Source organism: Paraburkholderia sp. MM5477-R1 (genome assembly GCF_050436385.1).
Classification (GTDB): Bacteria; Pseudomonadota; Gammaproteobacteria; order Burkholderiales; family Burkholderiaceae; genus Paraburkholderia; species Paraburkholderia tuberum.
Genome location: NZ_JBNDMC010000005.1, coordinates 105,145 through 121,534, shown reverse-complemented (window position 1 = coordinate 121,534; position 16,390 = coordinate 105,145). Strand labels below are relative to the sequence as shown.

Genomic DNA, 16,390 nt, shown 5'->3' with positions numbered 1-16,390 from the left:
TGGCTGCGCGCCTCTTTGCAACTAGTGGCCCGCGGGCGACGTGCTGTGCGACGTCTGCGGCGCGGCCGCCGCCGATGCCGCCGCATCCGACACCCCCACCGCGCCGCCCGGCAGATCGGCCGGCCGCGTCGAACTCACCGCATCCGGATAGAGCTGCATCAACACGCGCAGCACGCCATTGGTCCAGCCGAAGCCATCCTGTAGCGGATACTCGCCGCCCCCCGCCGACTTGCCGCTCGCGTCGACGTCGTACTTCTCGACCAGCTTGCCGGTGCGCTGGTAGTACGCGACGTCGGTGCGGATCCAGCGCGTCGCGATATCGCGCGCGAGCTCCGGCTCGCTATAGCGGCGCAACCCGATCACCGCGAGGTACTGCAGCGGCGCCCAGCCGTTCGGTTCGTCCCACTGCTGGCCGGTGTTGGTCCGCGTCGTCGCGAGACCGCCCGGACGCAGCAGATCGCGCCGGATCGTCTGCGCCACTTCGCGCGCGTCGTTGCGTGTCGCGACGCCGGCGTAAAGCGGGTACACCGTCGCGGCAGTAAGCCGGTGCGTGAGCGTGCGGTGCACGAAGTCGTAGTCGCCGAAAGCGTGCAGTTGCGGGTCCCACAGCACCCGGCGGATCGCATCGGCGCGCACCCGGGCACGTAGTTCGAGATTCTCGGCGTGGCCTGCATCGCCGGTCACACGGTAGGCTTTCGCGAGCGTGCGTTCGAGGTCCACCATCAGGCAGTTCAGGTCCACTGGCACCAGCGAGGTCACGTCGATGCTCGCGAGCGTCCTGCCGTCGGCGAACCAGCGCGAGCTGAAGTCCCAGCCGGTTTCGCCGCCCGCGCGCAGGTTGCGCCACAAATCCCGCGCATCGCGTTGCGGCATCCGCTGCGCCGTCATCACATCCTCGCGGTACGACTCGTCGCGCGGCGCCGCGCGCTCGTCCCAGTAGCGATTGAGCAGCGTGCCGTCGGCGAGGCGCACGAGATGGTGGGCCGCGTTGCCCGGCGCGAGATGGTCGCTGCCGGCCATCCAGTACGCGTATTCACGGCGCAGCTCGGGCAGATAGCGGGCGTAGACCTGATCGCCCTCCTTGCGCGCGACGAGCCGCACCATCTGCGCGAAGAACGGCGGCTGCGAACGGCTCAGGTAATACGTGCGATTGCCGTTGGGGATGTGGCCATAGCGGTCGATCAACGTCGAGAAATTGTTCAGCTCGTCGTCGACGAGCGCGTGCTGGCCGCTCGCGTCGAGCCCCAGCAGGATGAAGTACGAATCCCAGTAGTAGATCTCGTCGAAGCGGTCGCCCGGCACGATGTACGGCGACGGCAGCGGCAACAGCGACGAGTACGGGCTAGCGCTCGCATCCGGTTCGCGACGCAGCACGTTCCACAGCGTATCGATGTGCGCGGTGACGCTCTCGTCAGGATCGGACGCGTAGCGCTTCGGCGCGCGCGGGGGCAGCGTGAAGCGCTGTTCGACAAATTGTTTCAGGTCGAAGCGCGGCTGAGCACGCTGGCTGTCGTAGTCGGCGATGACCTGGGCCGGCGGCTCGCCTGGCGACATATCGGCAAACGTCTTGCTGTCCGGGTAAAGATGCGCGAGTTCGACGTCGCGATACAGCTCGCCGTACAGCTCGGACGGCGGCGTCGGCACGACCGGCGACGGCTGCGCGTGATCCGTGTTTTCGACGTGCCGGTCCGCGGCGCTGTTGGCGGTATTCGCGGCGGCGGCCGATGCGGGCAGCGTAACGGCCGGCGCGGCCGGCGGGGTCTGGGCGACCGTCGGCGCGGATTGCGCAATGACGCTGGTGCTTGCGGCGAGCGCCAGCGCGGCGGCCACGGAGGCCACAATGCGGCGGTATGGCCGCTCGCGGGAACACCAAACGGGAAGATCGTAACGAAATGGCATCGGCGGACCCGTTGAGGACGACGCGGTGACGTCGACGTAGGCGGCCCGCCGCGCGCGCCGATGAGATGCTGCACGCTGCCGCGGGGCTTCGAGACGGTCCCGCCAGCAAGTGCGGGGCCCGCTTCGCAAAACGATGTCGCGCGCAAGCGTTTCTCACCAAACTGCGCTCAAGGCATGAGCCTTCATCAGGCCGTGCATCCCGCCGTGCGCGCTGCCATTCAGAATCCAGCGCGGCCCGGTCCGGCGCCGGCTTGCGGCCCGCTCATTTTAAGCGGAAACCCAGCTTAGCCTCCGGTCCGGAATCCTAGTGACGCCGCCTTCGCGCGCAGATCCGCGAAGCGGTCCGCCGTCGGGTTGATCGCCAGCTTTTGCGACTGATCGATCGCCGCTACGGAGCTTGAGGGCGAAGGTGCCGCCGCCCCCAGACACGTCCCGCCGAACGGCCCTTGGGCGACCGTGAACGCGGGAGCGTCGGTGCGCGGCGCGTCGTCGAGATCGAGCGCGTAGGCGAGATTGAACGTCGCCGGATCGCTGCCGCGCACGCCAAGCGGCTGTAAGCCGAAGCGCCATTGCAGCAGCGCGTGAATCGAGCTGGGGTCGAACGGATAGCGCGTGATCGAGTTCGCGCGCACGCGCGGGCCAAGCAGCGCGAGCGGCACGCGAAAGCCGAGCTTGCCGTCGTTGCCGAGTGTGAGCTCGTTGTTGCTGATCGGCCTGGTGGGCGGCACCACGTGCTCGAGAAAGCCGCCCCATTCGTCGTAGACGACGATCATCAGCGTGCGGCTCCACGTCGGGCTCGTGCGCAGCGCCTCGTAGACCTGCGCGAGAAACGCCTCGCCGTCGCGGATGTCGGCATGCGGATGATCGTCGGCGGAAACGCCTTCCGGCTCGCCCGCGAAGGACGGATCGACCATGCAGAATGGCGGCAGCGTCCCGGCCGCGGCATTCACGAGGAAATCCGCAAACGGGCGCGAAATGCCCAGATAACGCGTGCCATAAAGCGCCGTGAACGGCACGTCGTGGTAGTAGTAGCGACAGTCGATATTGCCATCGCTCAGCTTGTCCCAGATCGTGGCGAGCGACGAAGTGTCGGTGCTGTCGTCGAGCCGATCCGTTGCGCCGCTATGCAGATAGAGGCGATTGGGAAAGGTGCTGGTCAGGATGCCGCTGAAGTAGAAGTCGCCGATCGTGTAACTGCTCGCCACGGCGTTGAAAAATTGAAGATCGGCCGACGTGTAGTAGCCGATAGGCAGCAGGTCGCCCGGGATCAGGCTCGTGCCCGGCGTGAGCAGCCAGCCATTCATCGCACCCGATGCCAGTTGCGTGCGCGCCCCCGAGAAGCTGTGATTAGGGTCCTGGTAGGCGCACGCCTGATAGCCGTACGCGGCATTCGCCGCGAGGGAAAACGGCGTTTGCGTCGCGCCGAACGCGTCTTTGAAGTGCTGGTTCGCGGGCATGCCCTCGGCCCCCGGCACCCAGCCGAGGAAATGGTCGAAGGAACGATTTTCCATCGTGACCAGCACGATGAAGTCGATGCCCGAACTGGCCGGCGCGGGCAACGCCGGGCGCGGCAGGCTGTAGCGGTCGGCGGCGTTGGGCGATGGAATGTCGGTAATCGAGGACGCGGGTTCGCTGGCGCTCCCTCCGCCCGGTTCTTCGTCTCCGCCCGATCCAACGCCGCCTCCGCAACCCGATAGCGCAACGCTGCCGGCCACCGCGGCCACGCCCGCAAGAAAGCGGCGGCGGTCGTGTCCGTGATTCTGGTGAGTCTCGTCGCCCATGACACGTCTCCTGGTTGGATGCGGCGCGGGCGTCCGACCATGCCAGCCTGCCGCGAAGCAAAACGCGCGCGCCGATTCGAGCGGCGGGTTGGTCGTGGGCAGCAAGTTTCGAACCCGAGGTATCCGAGGGCCGTTGCGAAGCGGCGCTCAACGCTAGCGTGGGACAAGGGCGATTCGCCTCCGCCTCGCGTGCTGACTACGTAGGCGCGGCGGTTACGGGGCCGAGGAGTATCGAAGCAGCCCGGCCGCTGCTCCGCGCTTGCTGAACGGCGCGCTCTAGATCTCCACGCGCGCGCCGACTTCGATCACGCGATTGGCCGGTAGTTTGAAGAACGCCGCAATATTGCCCACGTTGTGCAGCATCACCGCGAAAAGCCGCTCGCGCCATAGCGCCATGCCATGGCCGCGTTTGGGCACCACGGCCGCGCGGCTCAGGAACCACGATGTGTCGTCCAGGTTGAAGGCCAGTTCCGGCGATTTGTAGGCGGCCAGCGTGCGCGGCAAGTCCACTTCGTCCTTGAATCCGTACTTCACCGTTGCGTGCCAGCAACCCGTGCACAGCGGCCTGATCTGCACGCGCTCGCTGTCGGCCACCCACGGCACGTTCTTCGTTATTACGCTCAGGAAAACCGTGCGCTCATGCAGCACACGGTTGTGCCGCAGGTTGTTGACGAGCGCGTGCGGCACCGCTTCGGCGTCCGGCGTCAGGAAGATCGCCGTGCCGCCCACGCGCGTCGGCGAACTTTCGAGCAGCGCAGCGAGGTACGGCTTGAGCGGCGTCTTTCCCGCCCGCACGCGCGCCTCGGCCAGCATCATTTCCCAGCCGCGTCCCCACGTCGCCATCACCGTGAACACGATCGCGCCGATCACGAGCGGGAACCAGCCGCCATCGACGATCTTGAGCAGATTAGCCGAGAAGAACAACGCGTCGATCACGAAGAAGAACGCGGTGGACAGCAGGCACAGCAGCCAGTTGTAGCGCCACGCGTAATGCACGACGAAGAACGTCAGGAACGTGGTGATGAGCATCGTCCCGGTCACGGCGATGCCATACGCGGACCCGAGCGCCGTGGACGAGCGGAAGCCCAACACCGCCGCAACCACGGCGATCAACAGGATCCAGTTGATGCCGGGCACGTAGATTTGCCCGATCTCGCGCTCCGACGTATGCACGACGTTCATGCGCGGCAGGAAGGAAAGCTGCATGGCCTGCATCGTCATCGAATAGGTGCCCGAAATAACGGCCTGCGAGGCGATCACGGTGGCGATCGTCGCCAGCACGATCATCGGCACGATGGCCCACTGCGGGAACAGGCGGTAGAACGGGTTTTGCACCGCGCCGGGATTCGCCAGCAGCAGCGCGCCCTGGCCCAGATAGTTGAGCGCGAGCGCGGGAAAAACGACGCCGAACCAGGTAAGGCGGATGGGTCGCTTGCCGAAATGGCCCATGTCGGCGTAGAGCGCCTCGGCGCCCGTCAGCGAGAGCACCACCGCGCCGAGCGCGACGAACGCGAGCCAGCGGTGATGCATGACGAAGCCGAGCCCTTCCAGCGGATTGAGCGCATACAGCACGACCGGCGCGGCCATGATGTTCGCGACGCCCGCCACGCCGATCACGACGAACCAGAGCACCATCACGGGCCCGAACACGGCGCCGATGCCGCCCGTGCCGTGCTTTTGCGTGACGAACAGGATGATGAGCGCGGCGAGCGTCACTGGAATCACATAGGTCTTGAGCCCGGGCTCGACGACTTCGAGCCCTTCCACGGCGCTCAGCACGGAAATGGCCGGCGTGATCACGCTATCGCCGAAGAACAGCGCCGCGCCCATCACGCCCACCACGAGGAGGCCGCGACGCAAACGCGGCCGCGACGCGATCGACGACGCCGCGAGCGCGAGCAGCGCCATGATGCCGCCTTCGCCATGATTATTCGCCCGCAGGATCAGTACGACGTACTTGAGCGAAACGACGATCATCAGCGACCAGAAGATCAGCGAGACGATGCCGACGATATTGAAAGCATTGAGCGTGAGACCGTTGCTGGGATCGAACACGGTGGCGAGCGTATAGAGCGGGCTCGTGCCGATGTCGCCATAGACCACGCCGAGCGCGGCCAGCGCAAGCGCTGGCAGAGCCGGCGACGCCTCGCCGTGGCCTTCCTTCGCCGGCGCGGCGGATGCGGAATGTGCCATGTCTGCCTCCTCATACGAATCGCGCGTGAGCCGTGATGGCCGCGCCGCGGGTTCGCTTCGATTCTTTCGTTTCGTTGACTTGAATTCGTTTGGGTCGTACGGGCTGGATCGTGCCGGGTGTGCGCTAGAGAAAGTATAGAAATTTCCGGCGAAAGTGCGCTTCGCGCGGGGATGCCAACTGCCGTCCATCGTCAGCTTAACGTCAGTCGAAACGGCGAAAGCGAAGCTACCCAGGCAGTGACGTCGCGCGTTTCCTGACGCGGATCAACGAGAGAATAAAGGCCGCCCGCCGCCAGGGGTTTCCCCTCCTTCGCCATACCGGAAAATATCCTAGCATCAATGAGTTAAAACTAACTAACTCATCAATTAGTCCGGTGTCCATGCCGCAAGCCGCCCGTTCCCGAATGGGTCGTCGTCCTCATCCGCAGGACTTCGACGCACGCGAACATCTGCTCGATGTCGCGGTGGCGCTGTTCGCCGAGCGCGGTATCGCCAACACGACGCTTGCGCAGATCGCGGCGGCGAGCGGCGTGACATCCGCGATGGTGCACTACTGGTTCCAGACGCGCGAAAAGCTGCTCGACGCGTTGTTCGAGGAAAGGCTCGTCGCCGCGTTCGGCGCGATCTGGGATCCGGTCGATCCCGAACACGACGAACCGCTCGCGCTGACGCAAGGCATCGTCAAGCGCATGTTCGATGTCACCGAAACCATGCCGTGGCTGCCTTCGCTCTGGCTGCGCGAGATCGTCAACGAAGGCGGTTTGCTGCGCGAGCGCGCGTTTGCGCGCATCCCCGTGCAAAAGCTCGCCGCGTTCGGTCAGAACATCGCGCGTGGCTGCGCGTCGGGTCAGTTGAACGCCCGGCTCGAACCGTTGCTGCTGTTCAACTCGGTGCTCGCTCTGGTGATGCTGCCGCAGGCAACCGCGAGGATCTGGCAGCGCCTGAATCCGCGCACCTCGTTCGATCGCGCGACGCTCGAACGCCATGTCGTCGCGCTGCTCGCGCAGGGCATGAGCGCAACCACGGCGGTCGAGACCAACGCCAAGGCCAGAACCGGGGCGACGTCCACCGCACGCCGCGCGAAGGGCAAGCCGTCATGATCGTGTTCGCCAGCTCATCCCGACGTGCCGCGTTGCTCGCGCTGTGCATCGCGTGCGCAAGCTGTTCGCGACCACCGGCGAACACGTGGCAAGGCTATGTGGAAGGCGAGTTCCTGTACCTCGCGTCTTCGCAGGCGGGACAGTTGACCGAACTCGCGGTCTCGCGCGGGCAGACCGTCGCGCAGAACACGCCGCTCTTCGCGCTCGAAGCGCAGAACGAAACCGACGCCGTCGCGCAGGCGGGCGAGCAACTGCGCTCGGCCCGCGCCCAGCTTGCCGACCTTGGAACCGGCAAGCGTCCGCCGGAAGTCGCTGTGACGCGCGCGCAACTCGTGCAGGCCGAAGCCGATGCGACGCGCGCCGCGACGCAGTTCCGCCGCGACCAACAGCAATTCGGCGCGGGCGGCATCGCGCAAAGCCAGCTCGACGACTCGCGCGCGAGCGCGTTGTCGAGCGCCGCGCACGTGCGTGAGTTGCAAAGCCAGCTGGCCGTCGCGCGTCTGCCTGGGCGGATCGAACAGATCCGCGCGCAGCAGGCGCAGGTCGACGCGGCGCAGGCCCAGCTCGGCCAGGCCCAATGGAAGCTCGATCAGAAAAGCGTGCACGCGCCGCACGCCGGTCTCGTGTTCGACACGATGTATCGCAGCGGCGAATGGGTGCCGGCCGGCAGCCCCGTCGTGCGCATGCTGCCGCCGGAGAACGTCAAGGTGCGCTTTTTCGTGCCCCAGGGAGTGGTCGGCTCGCTCGCGCCGGGCCGTCGCGTATCGATTCATTGCGACGGTTGCGCGGCCGATGTGCCGGCCGTGCTCAGCTTCATTTCGGACCAGGCGGAGTACACGCCGCCGGTGATCTTCAGCAACGAAAGCCGCGCGAAACTCGTGTTCATGGTCGAAGCCCGACCTCAGAGCGCCGATGCGCCGAAGCCGCGGCCCGGCCAGCCCGTCACGGTCACGCTGCAATGAGTGCGCCCGCGCCCCCCGGCAATGCCAGCGACCCCGTGTACGCGATCGACGTGCAGGGGCTGAACAAGCATTTCGGCACCAAGCACGTGGTCAACGATGTCACGATGCGCGTGCAGCGCGGTGAGATTTTCGGCTTTCTCGGCCCCAACGGCAGCGGCAAGACCACCTGCATCCGCATGATGTGCGGACTGCTGACGCCCGACTCCGGCAGCGGCACGTGTCTCGGCTACGACATCGTGCGGGACAGCGCGCAGATCAAGCGGCGCACCGGTTATATGACGCAGCGCTTCTCCTATTGGGAAGATCTGACGATCCGCGAAAACCTCGACTTCGTTGCGCGCATCTACGAGATGAAGAACCGCCGCGAGGCGGTCGATCGCGCACTCGAACAGCTTGGCCTTCAAAGCCGTGCGAAGCAGTTGGCCGGCGCACTGTCGGGCGGATGGAAGCAGCGTCTCGCGCTGGCCGCGTGCATGCTCCATGAGCCGGAACTGCTGCTGCTCGACGAACCGACCGCAGGTGTCGACCCGAGCGCGCGCCGCGACTTCTGGGAAGAGTTGCATCGCCTCGCGGCGCGCGGCATCTCGGTGCTCGTCAGTACGCACTATATGGACGAAGCGGAACGCTGCCACAAGCTCGCTTATATCGCCTACGGCAAGCTGCTCGCGCAGGGCACGTCGAAACAGGTCATCGATTCGCAAGGGCTCGTGACGTGGGCCGTGTACGGCCAGAATCTCGTCGAGCTCGGCGACCGGCTGCGCCGCTCGCCCGGCGTCGAGCAGACGGTGGCGTTCGGTTCGTCGCTGCACGTGAGCGGTCCCGACACGCCCGAGCTTCACGCCACGATCGACCAGCTGGCTCATTCGGACCCGGCGTTGCGGATCGAACCACAGGAAACCGGCCTCGAGGACGTGTTCATCTTCATGATGAACCGCTCGACCGACAATTACGCCACCCCTTCGGGCAAAGCATCGTGAATTCCGCGCGCCGACTTCCGCGCTTTTCGCTGATGCGTTGGTGGAGCGTCGTGCGCAAGGAGTTTTTGCAACTGAAGCGCGACCGCATCACGTTTGCGATGATGATCGTGCTGCCGATCATGCAGATGGCGCTGTTCGGCTTCGCGATCAATACCGACCCCAAGCATCTGCCGACCGCCGTCATCGCCGCCGATCACAGCGAGTTCACGCGCAGTTTCCTGATGGCGATGCGCAACTCCGATTACTTCGACATCGTATCGACGCTGCCCGACGAAGAATCCGGTCGCCGTGCGCTCGCACAGGGCAAGGTGTTGTTCGTTCTGAATATCCCCGTCGGTTTCACGCGCGATCTGGCCAAGGGCGCGCGGCCATCGCTGCTCGTCGAAGCCGACGCGACGGACCCCACCGCGGTGGGCACCGCGCTCGGCGCACTGCCGTCGATCGCGCAGTCGGTGTTGCAGAAGGACCTCACGGGTCCGCTGTCGACGCTCGCGGTCGGCCCGGCCGCTTTCGACGTTCAATTGCACCGGCTCTACAACCCCGAAAGCCTGACCCAGTACAACGTGGTGCCCGGCCTGATGGGCGTGATCCTGACGATGACGATGGTGATGATGACGGGCCTCGCGATCACGCGTGAACGCGAGCGCGGCACGATGGAAAATCTGCTCGCCACACCGGTACTGCCGCTCGAAGTGATGACCGGCAAGATCGTGCCTTACGTGGCGATCGGCCTGGTGCAGGTCAGCATCATTCTCGCGGCGGCGCGCTTCGTGTTCAACGTGCCGTTCGAAGGCAGTCTGATCGCGCTGTATCTGTCCGCTCTATTGTTCGTTGCGGCCAATCTGACGATCGGCATTACGCTGTCGTCGCTCGCGCAGAACCAGTTGCAGGCCATGCAACTGACGATGTTCTATTTTCTGCCCAACATTCTGCTGTCGGGTTTCATGTTTCCGTTCGCGGGCATGCCGAAGTGGGCGCAGTACATCGGCAACCTGTTGCCGCTCACCTACTTCAACCGGCTGGTGCGCGGCATTCTGCTCAAGGGTGTCGGTTGGGCCGACATGTGGCCGCATGTATGGCCGCTGCTGATCTTTCTGTTGGTCGTCATGGGTATCGCCGTGAAGTTCTATCGGCGCACGCTCGATTGAGGAAGGCCTGCAATGTGTTCCGCTCCTGGCTTTCGTGACGCGGTTTTTCATCGCGCGGCTTGTTGGTCCCAGCGTTTCGCCATGCGCCGGCTGGCCGGCTTCTGCGCAAGCGCGGCATTGTGCGCGTGCAGCGTCGGCCCGGATTTCCATCGACCCGAGGTGACCAGCGTGTCGAGCTATACCGCCGCGCCGCTTGCGGCGAGCACCGTCGCAACCGATGGTCCCGGCGGCGCCGCCCAACACTTCGTGCCGACCGAGGTGCCCGGCGACGGCTGGTGGCGCGCTTTCGGCTCGCCGGCGCTGGACGCGCTCGTGCAACAGGCGCTCGACGATAGCCCGACCCTCGCGCAAGCCCGCGCGAAACTCGACGAAGCGCAGCAGGACTATCGCGCGCAGGCGGGCGGCACGCTATGGCCGCAAGTCGATGCGAACCTGTCGACCACGCGCGAGAAAATCGATCCCGAGGCGCTCGGCTTCGGTCAGCTGACGCAGGGCCGCGCGTTTGCGCCGTTCACGCTGTACAGCGCACAGGTCACGGTGTCGTACACGCTCGATCTGTTCGGCGCGAATCGCCGCGCGCTCGAAGCGGTGGCCGCGCAGGTCGACTATCAGCAATACGAACTCGAAGCCGCGCGTTTGACGGTCGCGGGCAACGTCGTGACGGCGGCGATCCGGCGCGCGTCGCTCGCGCGGCAGATCGCCCTCACCGAAGCGCTGCTCGCCAACCAGATGCAGCAACTCGATATCGCCGAACGCCGCTATGGCGCGGGCGGCATCTCCGAGGTCGATCTGCTGAGCCAGCGCACGCTCGTGCAGCAAACCCGCGCGACGTTACCGCCATTGCGCACGCAGCTTGCGCAGACCGATCATCAACTCGCGATCTATCTGGGACGCGCGCCGGCGGAATTGGCCACCACCCACGACCTCGCCGCGCTCGACCTGGATACGCTCGTGCTACCGGCGGACCTGCCGCTGACCTTGCCGTCGACGCTCGCGCGGCAGCGGCCCGACATTCGCGCGTCCGAGGCGCTGTTGCATCAGGCGAGCGCGAACATCGGCGTCGCGACCGCGAACCTGTATCCGCGCATCACGCTGTCGGGCAGCGCGGCGACCGAACGCGTCAACGTGTCCGATCTGCTGACGGGCTTCAACGTGTGGAATTTCGGTGCGGGTCTCACGCAGCCGCTGTTCCACGGCGGTGAACTGCTGGCGCGCAAGCGCTCGTCGGAGGCGGCCTGGCAAGCGGCGCTCGCCGTCTACAAGCAAACCGTGCTGCAGGGACTGCAACAGGTCGCCGACGCGCTGCGCGCGCTCGATCAGGACGCGATTGCATTGCAGGCGCTCGACGCCGCGCAGCGCAGCGCACAACACAGCGCAGGGATCGCCAGCCAGCGGTATGCGGCGGGCGGCATCAGTCAATTGACACTGCTCGATACGCAGCGTCAGGAATTGCAGACCGGACTCGATCGCACCAAAGCCGCCGCGCAGCGTTATGCCGATACCGCCGCGCTCTATCAGGCGCTCGGGGCGCGGCCTTGAGTCGATCGGTGGTTCTGTCGCGCTAACGATTACAGCTTGAGCAAAGCGTGATATCGGTAGTACTACTCACGCTACCAACGAGTAGAATTGTTCGGCTGCAGTCGGGGCGACGCCATCGTCACACATCTGCCCCTTGCGGATCATGTGTGCGATTTCTATGCCAGACAGGATGATGCGCGCACAGCGGAAATCCTTGAACCCCAGCATCGGTTTGATGATGCGTTTGATGGCACGGTGATCCTGCTCGACGACGTTGTTCAGGTATTTGTTTTGACGGACCTTGATCGGTGTTAAACGCTCGGCATTGAGCGCTTCAAGCGCAGCCAGATTCGCGCCACTCCTGTCCACGGTGATTGTCTCGGGCTCGCCGTTCTGTTCAATCGCCTTCTCGAAGTAGCGGCGCGCCGCGGCCTTGTCCCGATGGGCGCGCAGCAGGAAATCCACCGTATTACCTGTCTTGTCGACGGCACGGTACAAGTATTTCCATTGGCCTTTGACCTTGACGTAGGTCTCATCGACCCGCCAGCTCTTGCCCACAGGCCGTTTGCGTTTGCGGAATGCTTTTTCAAGCACCGGCAGCAGCTTAATAACCCACCGGTGCACGCTCGAATGATCCACCTCGATACCCCGCTCGGCCATCATTTCCTCGAGGTTACGTAGGCTCAGTGAGTACGCCACGTACCACCGCACGCACAGCAGGATCACGTCCAACGGGTAGTGCAGCCGCTTCAGTACCTTGCCAATGCCAGCGGGCAGCGTCTTGCGCGGCGTTTGCGTCTTTGCCATGATGCTTATCATGCGTTGCGGTCCACGGATTTTACTTGACCGCGTTAATCCGACAAAACCTGGCTGTACGGCCAGGAATGCGCTGGAAGGCTTCTCGCGGCAAATGAAGAAGTTGCCGGCCTTTCTTCGCGAGAGCCTGACCTACGATCGGAGAACGGAAATGGCCTGCCATGTCGAGCTCTCCAGGCGGCTCAATATCGATATCTGGTTTGCTGATCCGCATGCGCCCTGGCAGCGCGGCAGCAATGAGAACACCAACGGCTTGCTGCGTCAGTTTCTGCCAAAGGGCACAGACCTTTCGACGCTCTCGCAGACCCAACTCAATGACATCGCCAAATTGCTCAACGGGCGGCCTCGCCAGACGCTCGGCTGGGACTCCCCCGAGGAAGCAATGGCTAAAGAGTTAGAGAAGGCCGGATTAGCTAAACGTTGCACTTGACTCTTGAGACTGCCCGTGCCGTAATCCATGATCGAGCGCACCAGACCGTGCGAGTAATAGCTGTATTCGACATGCTGGCCACTCGTGCCTTCCTGTTTTGTCAGCAGACCGGCCCAGTTGTACGTGTACTGGAACACGTGGCCACCGAGATCGATATGTTTCGTCACCCGGCCGAACAGATCCACCTCGTCGACCATCGAGCGGCCGTTCGCATCGATCGTCGTCTTTACCCATCCACCGCTCGCGACCGAGCCGATCGAGCTGATCGTGCTCGCCCAGCGGTAGTCGTACTGCACCGTGCGGCCCGCCGCGCTGACGGTCTTCACGATGCGGCCATCGGCGTCGTAATAGATGCGTTCGCGTCCGCCCAGCGCGTCCGTGTGGGCAATGCGGTTACCCGCACCGTCGTACTCATAGCGGTCGATGCTGCGCTGCCCGTTGGCTAACACCGGCCGGGCGATCTCGATCAGCTGGTTGGCCCTGTCGTACGTGTAATCGGTGCGTCGTCCCAGCTCGTCGGTCGACACGCGCAGATTTCCCACCGCGTCATACGAGAAGTTCTTGCCATACCCCATCGCATCCCACGACTGCGCCACCGCCGGCTGCGCGAGACCATAGTTCCACTGCTGGGTGCTCAGGTGGCCGTTGGCGTCCCTCAGTCCCACCAGGTTGCCGCTATCACGCCGCTTTGTTCAGGTAGCTTAGCAAGTCCTCCTGCGTGAGCCCCGGTGTTCCCAGTTGAAACCACCTTTCGAAGTAGTCCAGGTATGTGAAGTGCACCCGACCGTTCTCCTTGACCGGGCCTGGCTGTGTTCCATACTTGCTTACGAAGCGCAAGTGCTCGATGGTCATCACGTAAGCATCACGTTCTTCGTTACTGGCGAATTCCACTTCGCCAGTAACACGATATGGTGAATCTCCTAGAATTAAATCCACCAAATCCAATGCTTTCCCTTCTTCCATTAACTTCAGGACGGTTTCCTTGTCAGCAGCACTCACGTCAATTCCCCAATCTAGCCGTTATATGGTAACCGTTCACTTCAATCTGCCTATATCCAAGACTGGCCAGTGATTTGCCCAATGGTGTATTGCTAGCAGCATGAACAGGTGACATCCCCTCTACGGACATGTTGTACTCAGATCACCGATGCACTGCTCGAACACCTGGGCTTCCTGCCCGGCCAGCACGTCATGTTCAGCGTCGATCACAGGTTCGGCCACGTCATCATTACCCCGGATCGCAGCTACACCGTCGCAGGCAGGCCTATGACAGAGACGGAGATCAGCCAGCGCAACTCGCTCATCCCGGACTAATCAGTTCCCCACACGACAAACCCGATCACAGCTAGACGAACGAAGGGCCGCTTACGCGGCCCTTCGGGTTTTCTAGCAGCTAAATATCACTCTGCTCATCTGTAGCGGGTTACTTCTTAAAGCCCGCAAATGGCCCGAAGAACACTATTCCCTGCTCAACAAGGGACGGCAACTCATCCTGAGACGGAAAGTGACTCGCAAACTCCGGCCAGACTCTCTCAACGTAGGCACCCCATGAGGCCACGGGAATTTCACGCACGTCTCCCTCGATATTGTCGAATACGTAGTGCATATGAGAGGCAGCAACCACCCCTTTTTTGACGGCCGCTTCATATGTCGATGCACTTGCATAACACGCGACATGTGCCCCATCGATTCCTTCTGCCATGTCACAACCCTCGCCACGCAAGAGCCTCATTCGGAACTCGTAAAGATGATTTTCCATGTCGTTCATTGAACATATTGTTTACCAGATCCGGGAATGATAACTCTCCGCAATTGCTCAATCTGCTGCTGACTAAGCCCGAACTGGTCACGTGCCTTTGTCGGATCGGCAACCACTGCTTTCCCGGGGTTGATTGATCGCCTGCCCTCTTGAACTGCGGAAGTGCGCAATTGATCAACGAATGACTTCGGGACTGTAAAAGTCTTGATTGTGTTATCAGGGAATTGATGCAATCTTTGCTCCAGGAAACTCTGAGCACGCGCCTCGTCACCGAAATTCAGATACAGGTTCAGGCGGGCAGTGTCGGGAAAACGGACTACACGAAGCAGGCGATCGAGGCGATGAATGGCGAGATCCTGCCGGGCGGGTTGGGTGGTGTGGGCAGTGGGTTCGTAGCGCCGCCGTATAGCAGTAACGCTGCACTGTTTGGCATGGGCGGTTCGCTGGATACGCTCGATAGCCTGACTGGTACGACTGCGCGCAGCGCCTATGAATCGAGTCAAGTCGTAGAGCCTTACAGCGGCGCTGCGGTGCTTTATGGTCCGAACCTTGGTCTCTCTGCTGCTGGGCCCCTGGGCCGAGGCGATGGATTCCGTTATACGTGGGACAGCTCAGGCACTGCCGGTTCGATTGGTTTGGCGGGCGATGATGCAGACGCGTTGAAATACGCGTGGGATGCACAAAAGCGGCTAACCACGGATGTGCGGGGTGGCTTTGATCAGCAGGGCAACAGTACTGCAGGACATGCCCAATATGATCTGGGGCGCTCGTGGCTTGCCGATGTTCCAAAGCTTCCCGTCAATCTGGCGCTGAACACATTCGAGGGTGGTGTTAACCTGCTCAGCGGGGCGTTACCTGGTACGCCGGACTATGTGCCGTTCCTTGAGGGTGCCAAAATTCCGTACAACTCGGAGGCGTCGAGTTATGCGGAGTTTGGAGTCGGGCTGCTGCTCGGCGGACGGGGTGTAGGTGCAGCGAGAGAACCCAGTACCATCACTGTCTTCCGTATTGAGGGCGAGGGTAATCGCCGGTTATTTATCGATGAAGCCACAGGAAGCGTCTCCATTCCACCGGTATTCGCGAACAAGGGACGTGGTGATGAGCGTAACCTGGCTCACCACCATATTGCCAAGAAGCAGCAGTCCGTTATCAAGCAACTGCTCGAAGGCATGATCATCAAGTACGAAGCTGAACGATGGTCGTCCAGATTGAAGTGACGTAAACGAAGCGCGGGCGATGAGTGCTACCAACACTCACCGCCCGCTGACCACCACCAACTCACTCAAGGAGTTGATCATGGCTGATGCCAATCTTAATGCATTGAACGCTCATCCCGAGCGATACGCCACCGTCCAGCAGCTCATGCGCTGGCGACCCTCACCGAAACCCGGCAGGCCTTGGCGAACACCAAGGTTTTTTCCGTGGCTGCGCATCGCCGGCATGTGGCTTGAACACGCCGGCTTCCAACCCGGTCAGCGCGTGAGGATCGAGGTCCAGCACGGCAGACTCGTCACCACACCCGATTGAACAACTCCACAAACAACAAACCCAGCACAAAGGCTGGGTTTGTTGTTTTAATGCTGCCAGATCTTTTTAAAAACCATTACCTATAGATACAACCCTGACTCCTGTCGCAAGCATTTTCTCAATTATTTTCTGTGCCAGTACGTCATCCTCAATTATCTTTCCCATCTTTGAAACGGTATTCACAATTAGATAACCAGCACCAGTGCCATCGCTCAGCAATGCCCATTGTGGCTGGCTACCGTCCCACAAATATTCATACTGCTGTAACCGTTCATCCATT

14 protein-coding genes and 1 pseudogene are annotated in these 16,390 nt (G+C 62.9%); 8 read left to right on the top strand and 7 right to left on the bottom strand.

The features are described 5' to 3' along the window. Nucleotides 1-21: 21 nt before the first annotated feature. The 3 genes from treA to OKW35_RS12860 all read right to left on the bottom strand — a co-directional run bounded on the left by treA (nucleotide 22) and on the right by OKW35_RS12860 (nucleotide 5,873). Complete coding sequence (gene treA, locus OKW35_RS12870; RefSeq protein WP_429552213.1) at nucleotides 22-1,830, bottom strand: alpha,alpha-trehalase TreA; 1,809 nt, start codon at nucleotides 1,828-1,830, stop codon at nucleotides 22-24. Nucleotides 1,831-2,183: 353 nt separating this feature from the next. After that, complete coding sequence (locus tag OKW35_RS12865) at nucleotides 2,184-3,680, bottom strand: alkaline phosphatase family protein (RefSeq protein ID WP_429487633.1); 1,497 nt, start codon at nucleotides 3,678-3,680, stop codon at nucleotides 2,184-2,186. Nucleotides 3,681-3,956: 276 nt separating this feature from the next. Then, nucleotides 3,957-5,873: a potassium transporter Kup gene (locus OKW35_RS12860; RefSeq protein ID WP_187615679.1), complete on the bottom strand. Its 1,917-nt coding sequence runs from the start codon at nucleotides 5,871-5,873 to the stop codon at nucleotides 3,957-3,959. Nucleotides 5,874-6,277: 404 nt separating this feature from the next. Here OKW35_RS12860 and OKW35_RS12855 point away from each other — a divergent pair, with 404 nt between their 5' ends. From OKW35_RS12855 to OKW35_RS12835, 5 genes are all read left to right on the top strand, one after another. Then, on the top strand, nucleotides 6,278-6,973 hold the full coding sequence (locus OKW35_RS12855; protein WP_429552212.1) for a TetR/AcrR family transcriptional regulator: 696 nt from the start codon (nucleotides 6,278-6,280) through the stop codon (nucleotides 6,971-6,973). Next, the gene (locus tag OKW35_RS12850) at nucleotides 6,970-7,935 is read left to right on the top strand and encodes an HlyD family secretion protein (protein ID WP_429552211.1); all 966 of its coding nucleotides are present in this window, start codon (nucleotides 6,970-6,972) and stop codon (nucleotides 7,933-7,935) included. The genes OKW35_RS12855 and OKW35_RS12850 overlap by 4 nt, the downstream gene beginning before the upstream one ends. Then, nucleotides 7,932-8,912, top strand: a complete 981-nt coding sequence (locus OKW35_RS12845) for an ABC transporter ATP-binding protein (RefSeq protein ID WP_429552210.1) — start codon at nucleotides 7,932-7,934, stop codon at nucleotides 8,910-8,912. The genes OKW35_RS12850 and OKW35_RS12845 overlap by 4 nt, the downstream gene beginning before the upstream one ends. A 32-nt stretch (nucleotides 8,913-8,944) precedes the next feature. Beyond that, a complete protein-coding gene (locus OKW35_RS12840) occupies nucleotides 8,945-10,060 on the top strand; it encodes an ABC transporter permease (protein ID WP_429355226.1) in 1,116 nt (371 codons plus the stop codon). Nucleotides 10,061-10,141: 81 nt separating this feature from the next. Next, nucleotides 10,142-11,599, top strand: a complete 1,458-nt coding sequence (locus OKW35_RS12835; RefSeq protein ID WP_429552209.1) for an efflux transporter outer membrane subunit — start codon at nucleotides 10,142-10,144, stop codon at nucleotides 11,597-11,599. A 66-nt stretch (nucleotides 11,600-11,665) separates the two neighbouring features. Here the strand turns inward: OKW35_RS12835 and OKW35_RS12830 are convergent, their stop codons facing one another. After that, nucleotides 11,666-12,397, bottom strand: coding sequence for an IS6 family transposase (locus tag OKW35_RS12830; RefSeq protein ID WP_429354294.1), 732 nt, complete (start codon nucleotides 12,395-12,397; stop codon nucleotides 11,666-11,668). 49 nt (nucleotides 12,398-12,446) lie between these two features. Here OKW35_RS12830 and OKW35_RS12825 point away from each other — a divergent pair. Further along, a pseudogene (locus OKW35_RS12825) lies at nucleotides 12,447-12,824 on the top strand (IS30 family transposase); the annotation flags it as partial. Between the two features lie 678 nt (nucleotides 12,825-13,502). On the opposite strand, the gene OKW35_RS12820 reads toward OKW35_RS12825, so the two are convergent. Together OKW35_RS12820 and OKW35_RS12815 are read right to left on the bottom strand one after the other, a co-directional pair. Further along, entirely contained in the window at nucleotides 13,503-13,823 is a 321-nt protein-coding gene (locus OKW35_RS12820; RefSeq protein WP_429552208.1) for a hypothetical protein, read from the bottom strand. Between the two features lie 424 nt (nucleotides 13,824-14,247). Continuing rightward, nucleotides 14,248-14,592: a hypothetical protein gene (locus OKW35_RS12815; protein ID WP_429552207.1), complete on the bottom strand. Its 345-nt coding sequence runs from the start codon at nucleotides 14,590-14,592 to the stop codon at nucleotides 14,248-14,250. 218 nt (nucleotides 14,593-14,810) lie between these two features. Between OKW35_RS12815 and OKW35_RS12810 the strand changes: the two genes are divergently transcribed. Then, nucleotides 14,811-15,800 (top strand): hypothetical protein, encoded by a 990-nt coding sequence (locus OKW35_RS12810; protein ID WP_429552206.1) that lies wholly within the window; start codon nucleotides 14,811-14,813, stop codon nucleotides 15,798-15,800. 19 nt (nucleotides 15,801-15,819) lie between these two features. Continuing rightward, a complete protein-coding gene (locus OKW35_RS12805; RefSeq protein WP_429552205.1) occupies nucleotides 15,820-16,110 on the top strand; it encodes a SymE family type I addiction module toxin in 291 nt (96 codons plus the stop codon). A gap of 66 nt (nucleotides 16,111-16,176) precedes the next feature. On the opposite strand, the gene OKW35_RS12800 is transcribed toward OKW35_RS12805, so the two are convergent. Beyond that, the gene (locus OKW35_RS12800) at nucleotides 16,177-16,389 is read right to left on the bottom strand and encodes a hypothetical protein (protein WP_429552204.1); all 213 of its coding nucleotides are present in this window, start codon (nucleotides 16,387-16,389) and stop codon (nucleotides 16,177-16,179) included. Between the last annotated feature and the right edge of the window lies 1 nt (nucleotide 16,390).

Coding starts and splice junctions, on each gene's coding strand:
- OKW35_RS12805 (WP_429552205.1), top strand. CDS start 15,820: ATGAGTGCTACCAACACTCACCGCCCGCTGACCACCACCAACTCACTC.
- OKW35_RS12860 (WP_187615679.1), bottom strand. CDS start 5,873: ATGGCACATTCCGCATCCGCCGCGCCGGCGAAGGAAGGCCACGGCGAG.
- OKW35_RS12830 (WP_429354294.1), bottom strand. CDS start 12,397: ATGATAAGCATCATGGCAAAGACGCAAACGCCGCGCAAGACGCTGCCC.
- OKW35_RS12800 (WP_429552204.1), bottom strand. CDS start 16,389: ATGGATGAACGGTTACAGCAGTATGAATATTTGTGGGACGGTAGCCAG.
- OKW35_RS12865 (WP_429487633.1), bottom strand. CDS start 3,680: ATGGGCGACGAGACTCACCAGAATCACGGACACGACCGCCGCCGCTTT.
- OKW35_RS12855 (WP_429552212.1), top strand. CDS start 6,278: ATGGGTCGTCGTCCTCATCCGCAGGACTTCGACGCACGCGAACATCTG.
- OKW35_RS12810 (WP_429552206.1), top strand. CDS start 14,811: ATGCAATCTTTGCTCCAGGAAACTCTGAGCACGCGCCTCGTCACCGAA.
- OKW35_RS12850 (WP_429552211.1), top strand. CDS start 6,970: ATGATCGTGTTCGCCAGCTCATCCCGACGTGCCGCGTTGCTCGCGCTG.
- OKW35_RS12845 (WP_429552210.1), top strand. CDS start 7,932: ATGAGTGCGCCCGCGCCCCCCGGCAATGCCAGCGACCCCGTGTACGCG.
- OKW35_RS12835 (WP_429552209.1), top strand. CDS start 10,142: ATGCGCCGGCTGGCCGGCTTCTGCGCAAGCGCGGCATTGTGCGCGTGC.
- OKW35_RS12815 (WP_429552207.1), bottom strand. CDS start 14,592: ATGAACGACATGGAAAATCATCTTTACGAGTTCCGAATGAGGCTCTTG.
- OKW35_RS12840 (WP_429355226.1), top strand. CDS start 8,945: ATGCGTTGGTGGAGCGTCGTGCGCAAGGAGTTTTTGCAACTGAAGCGC.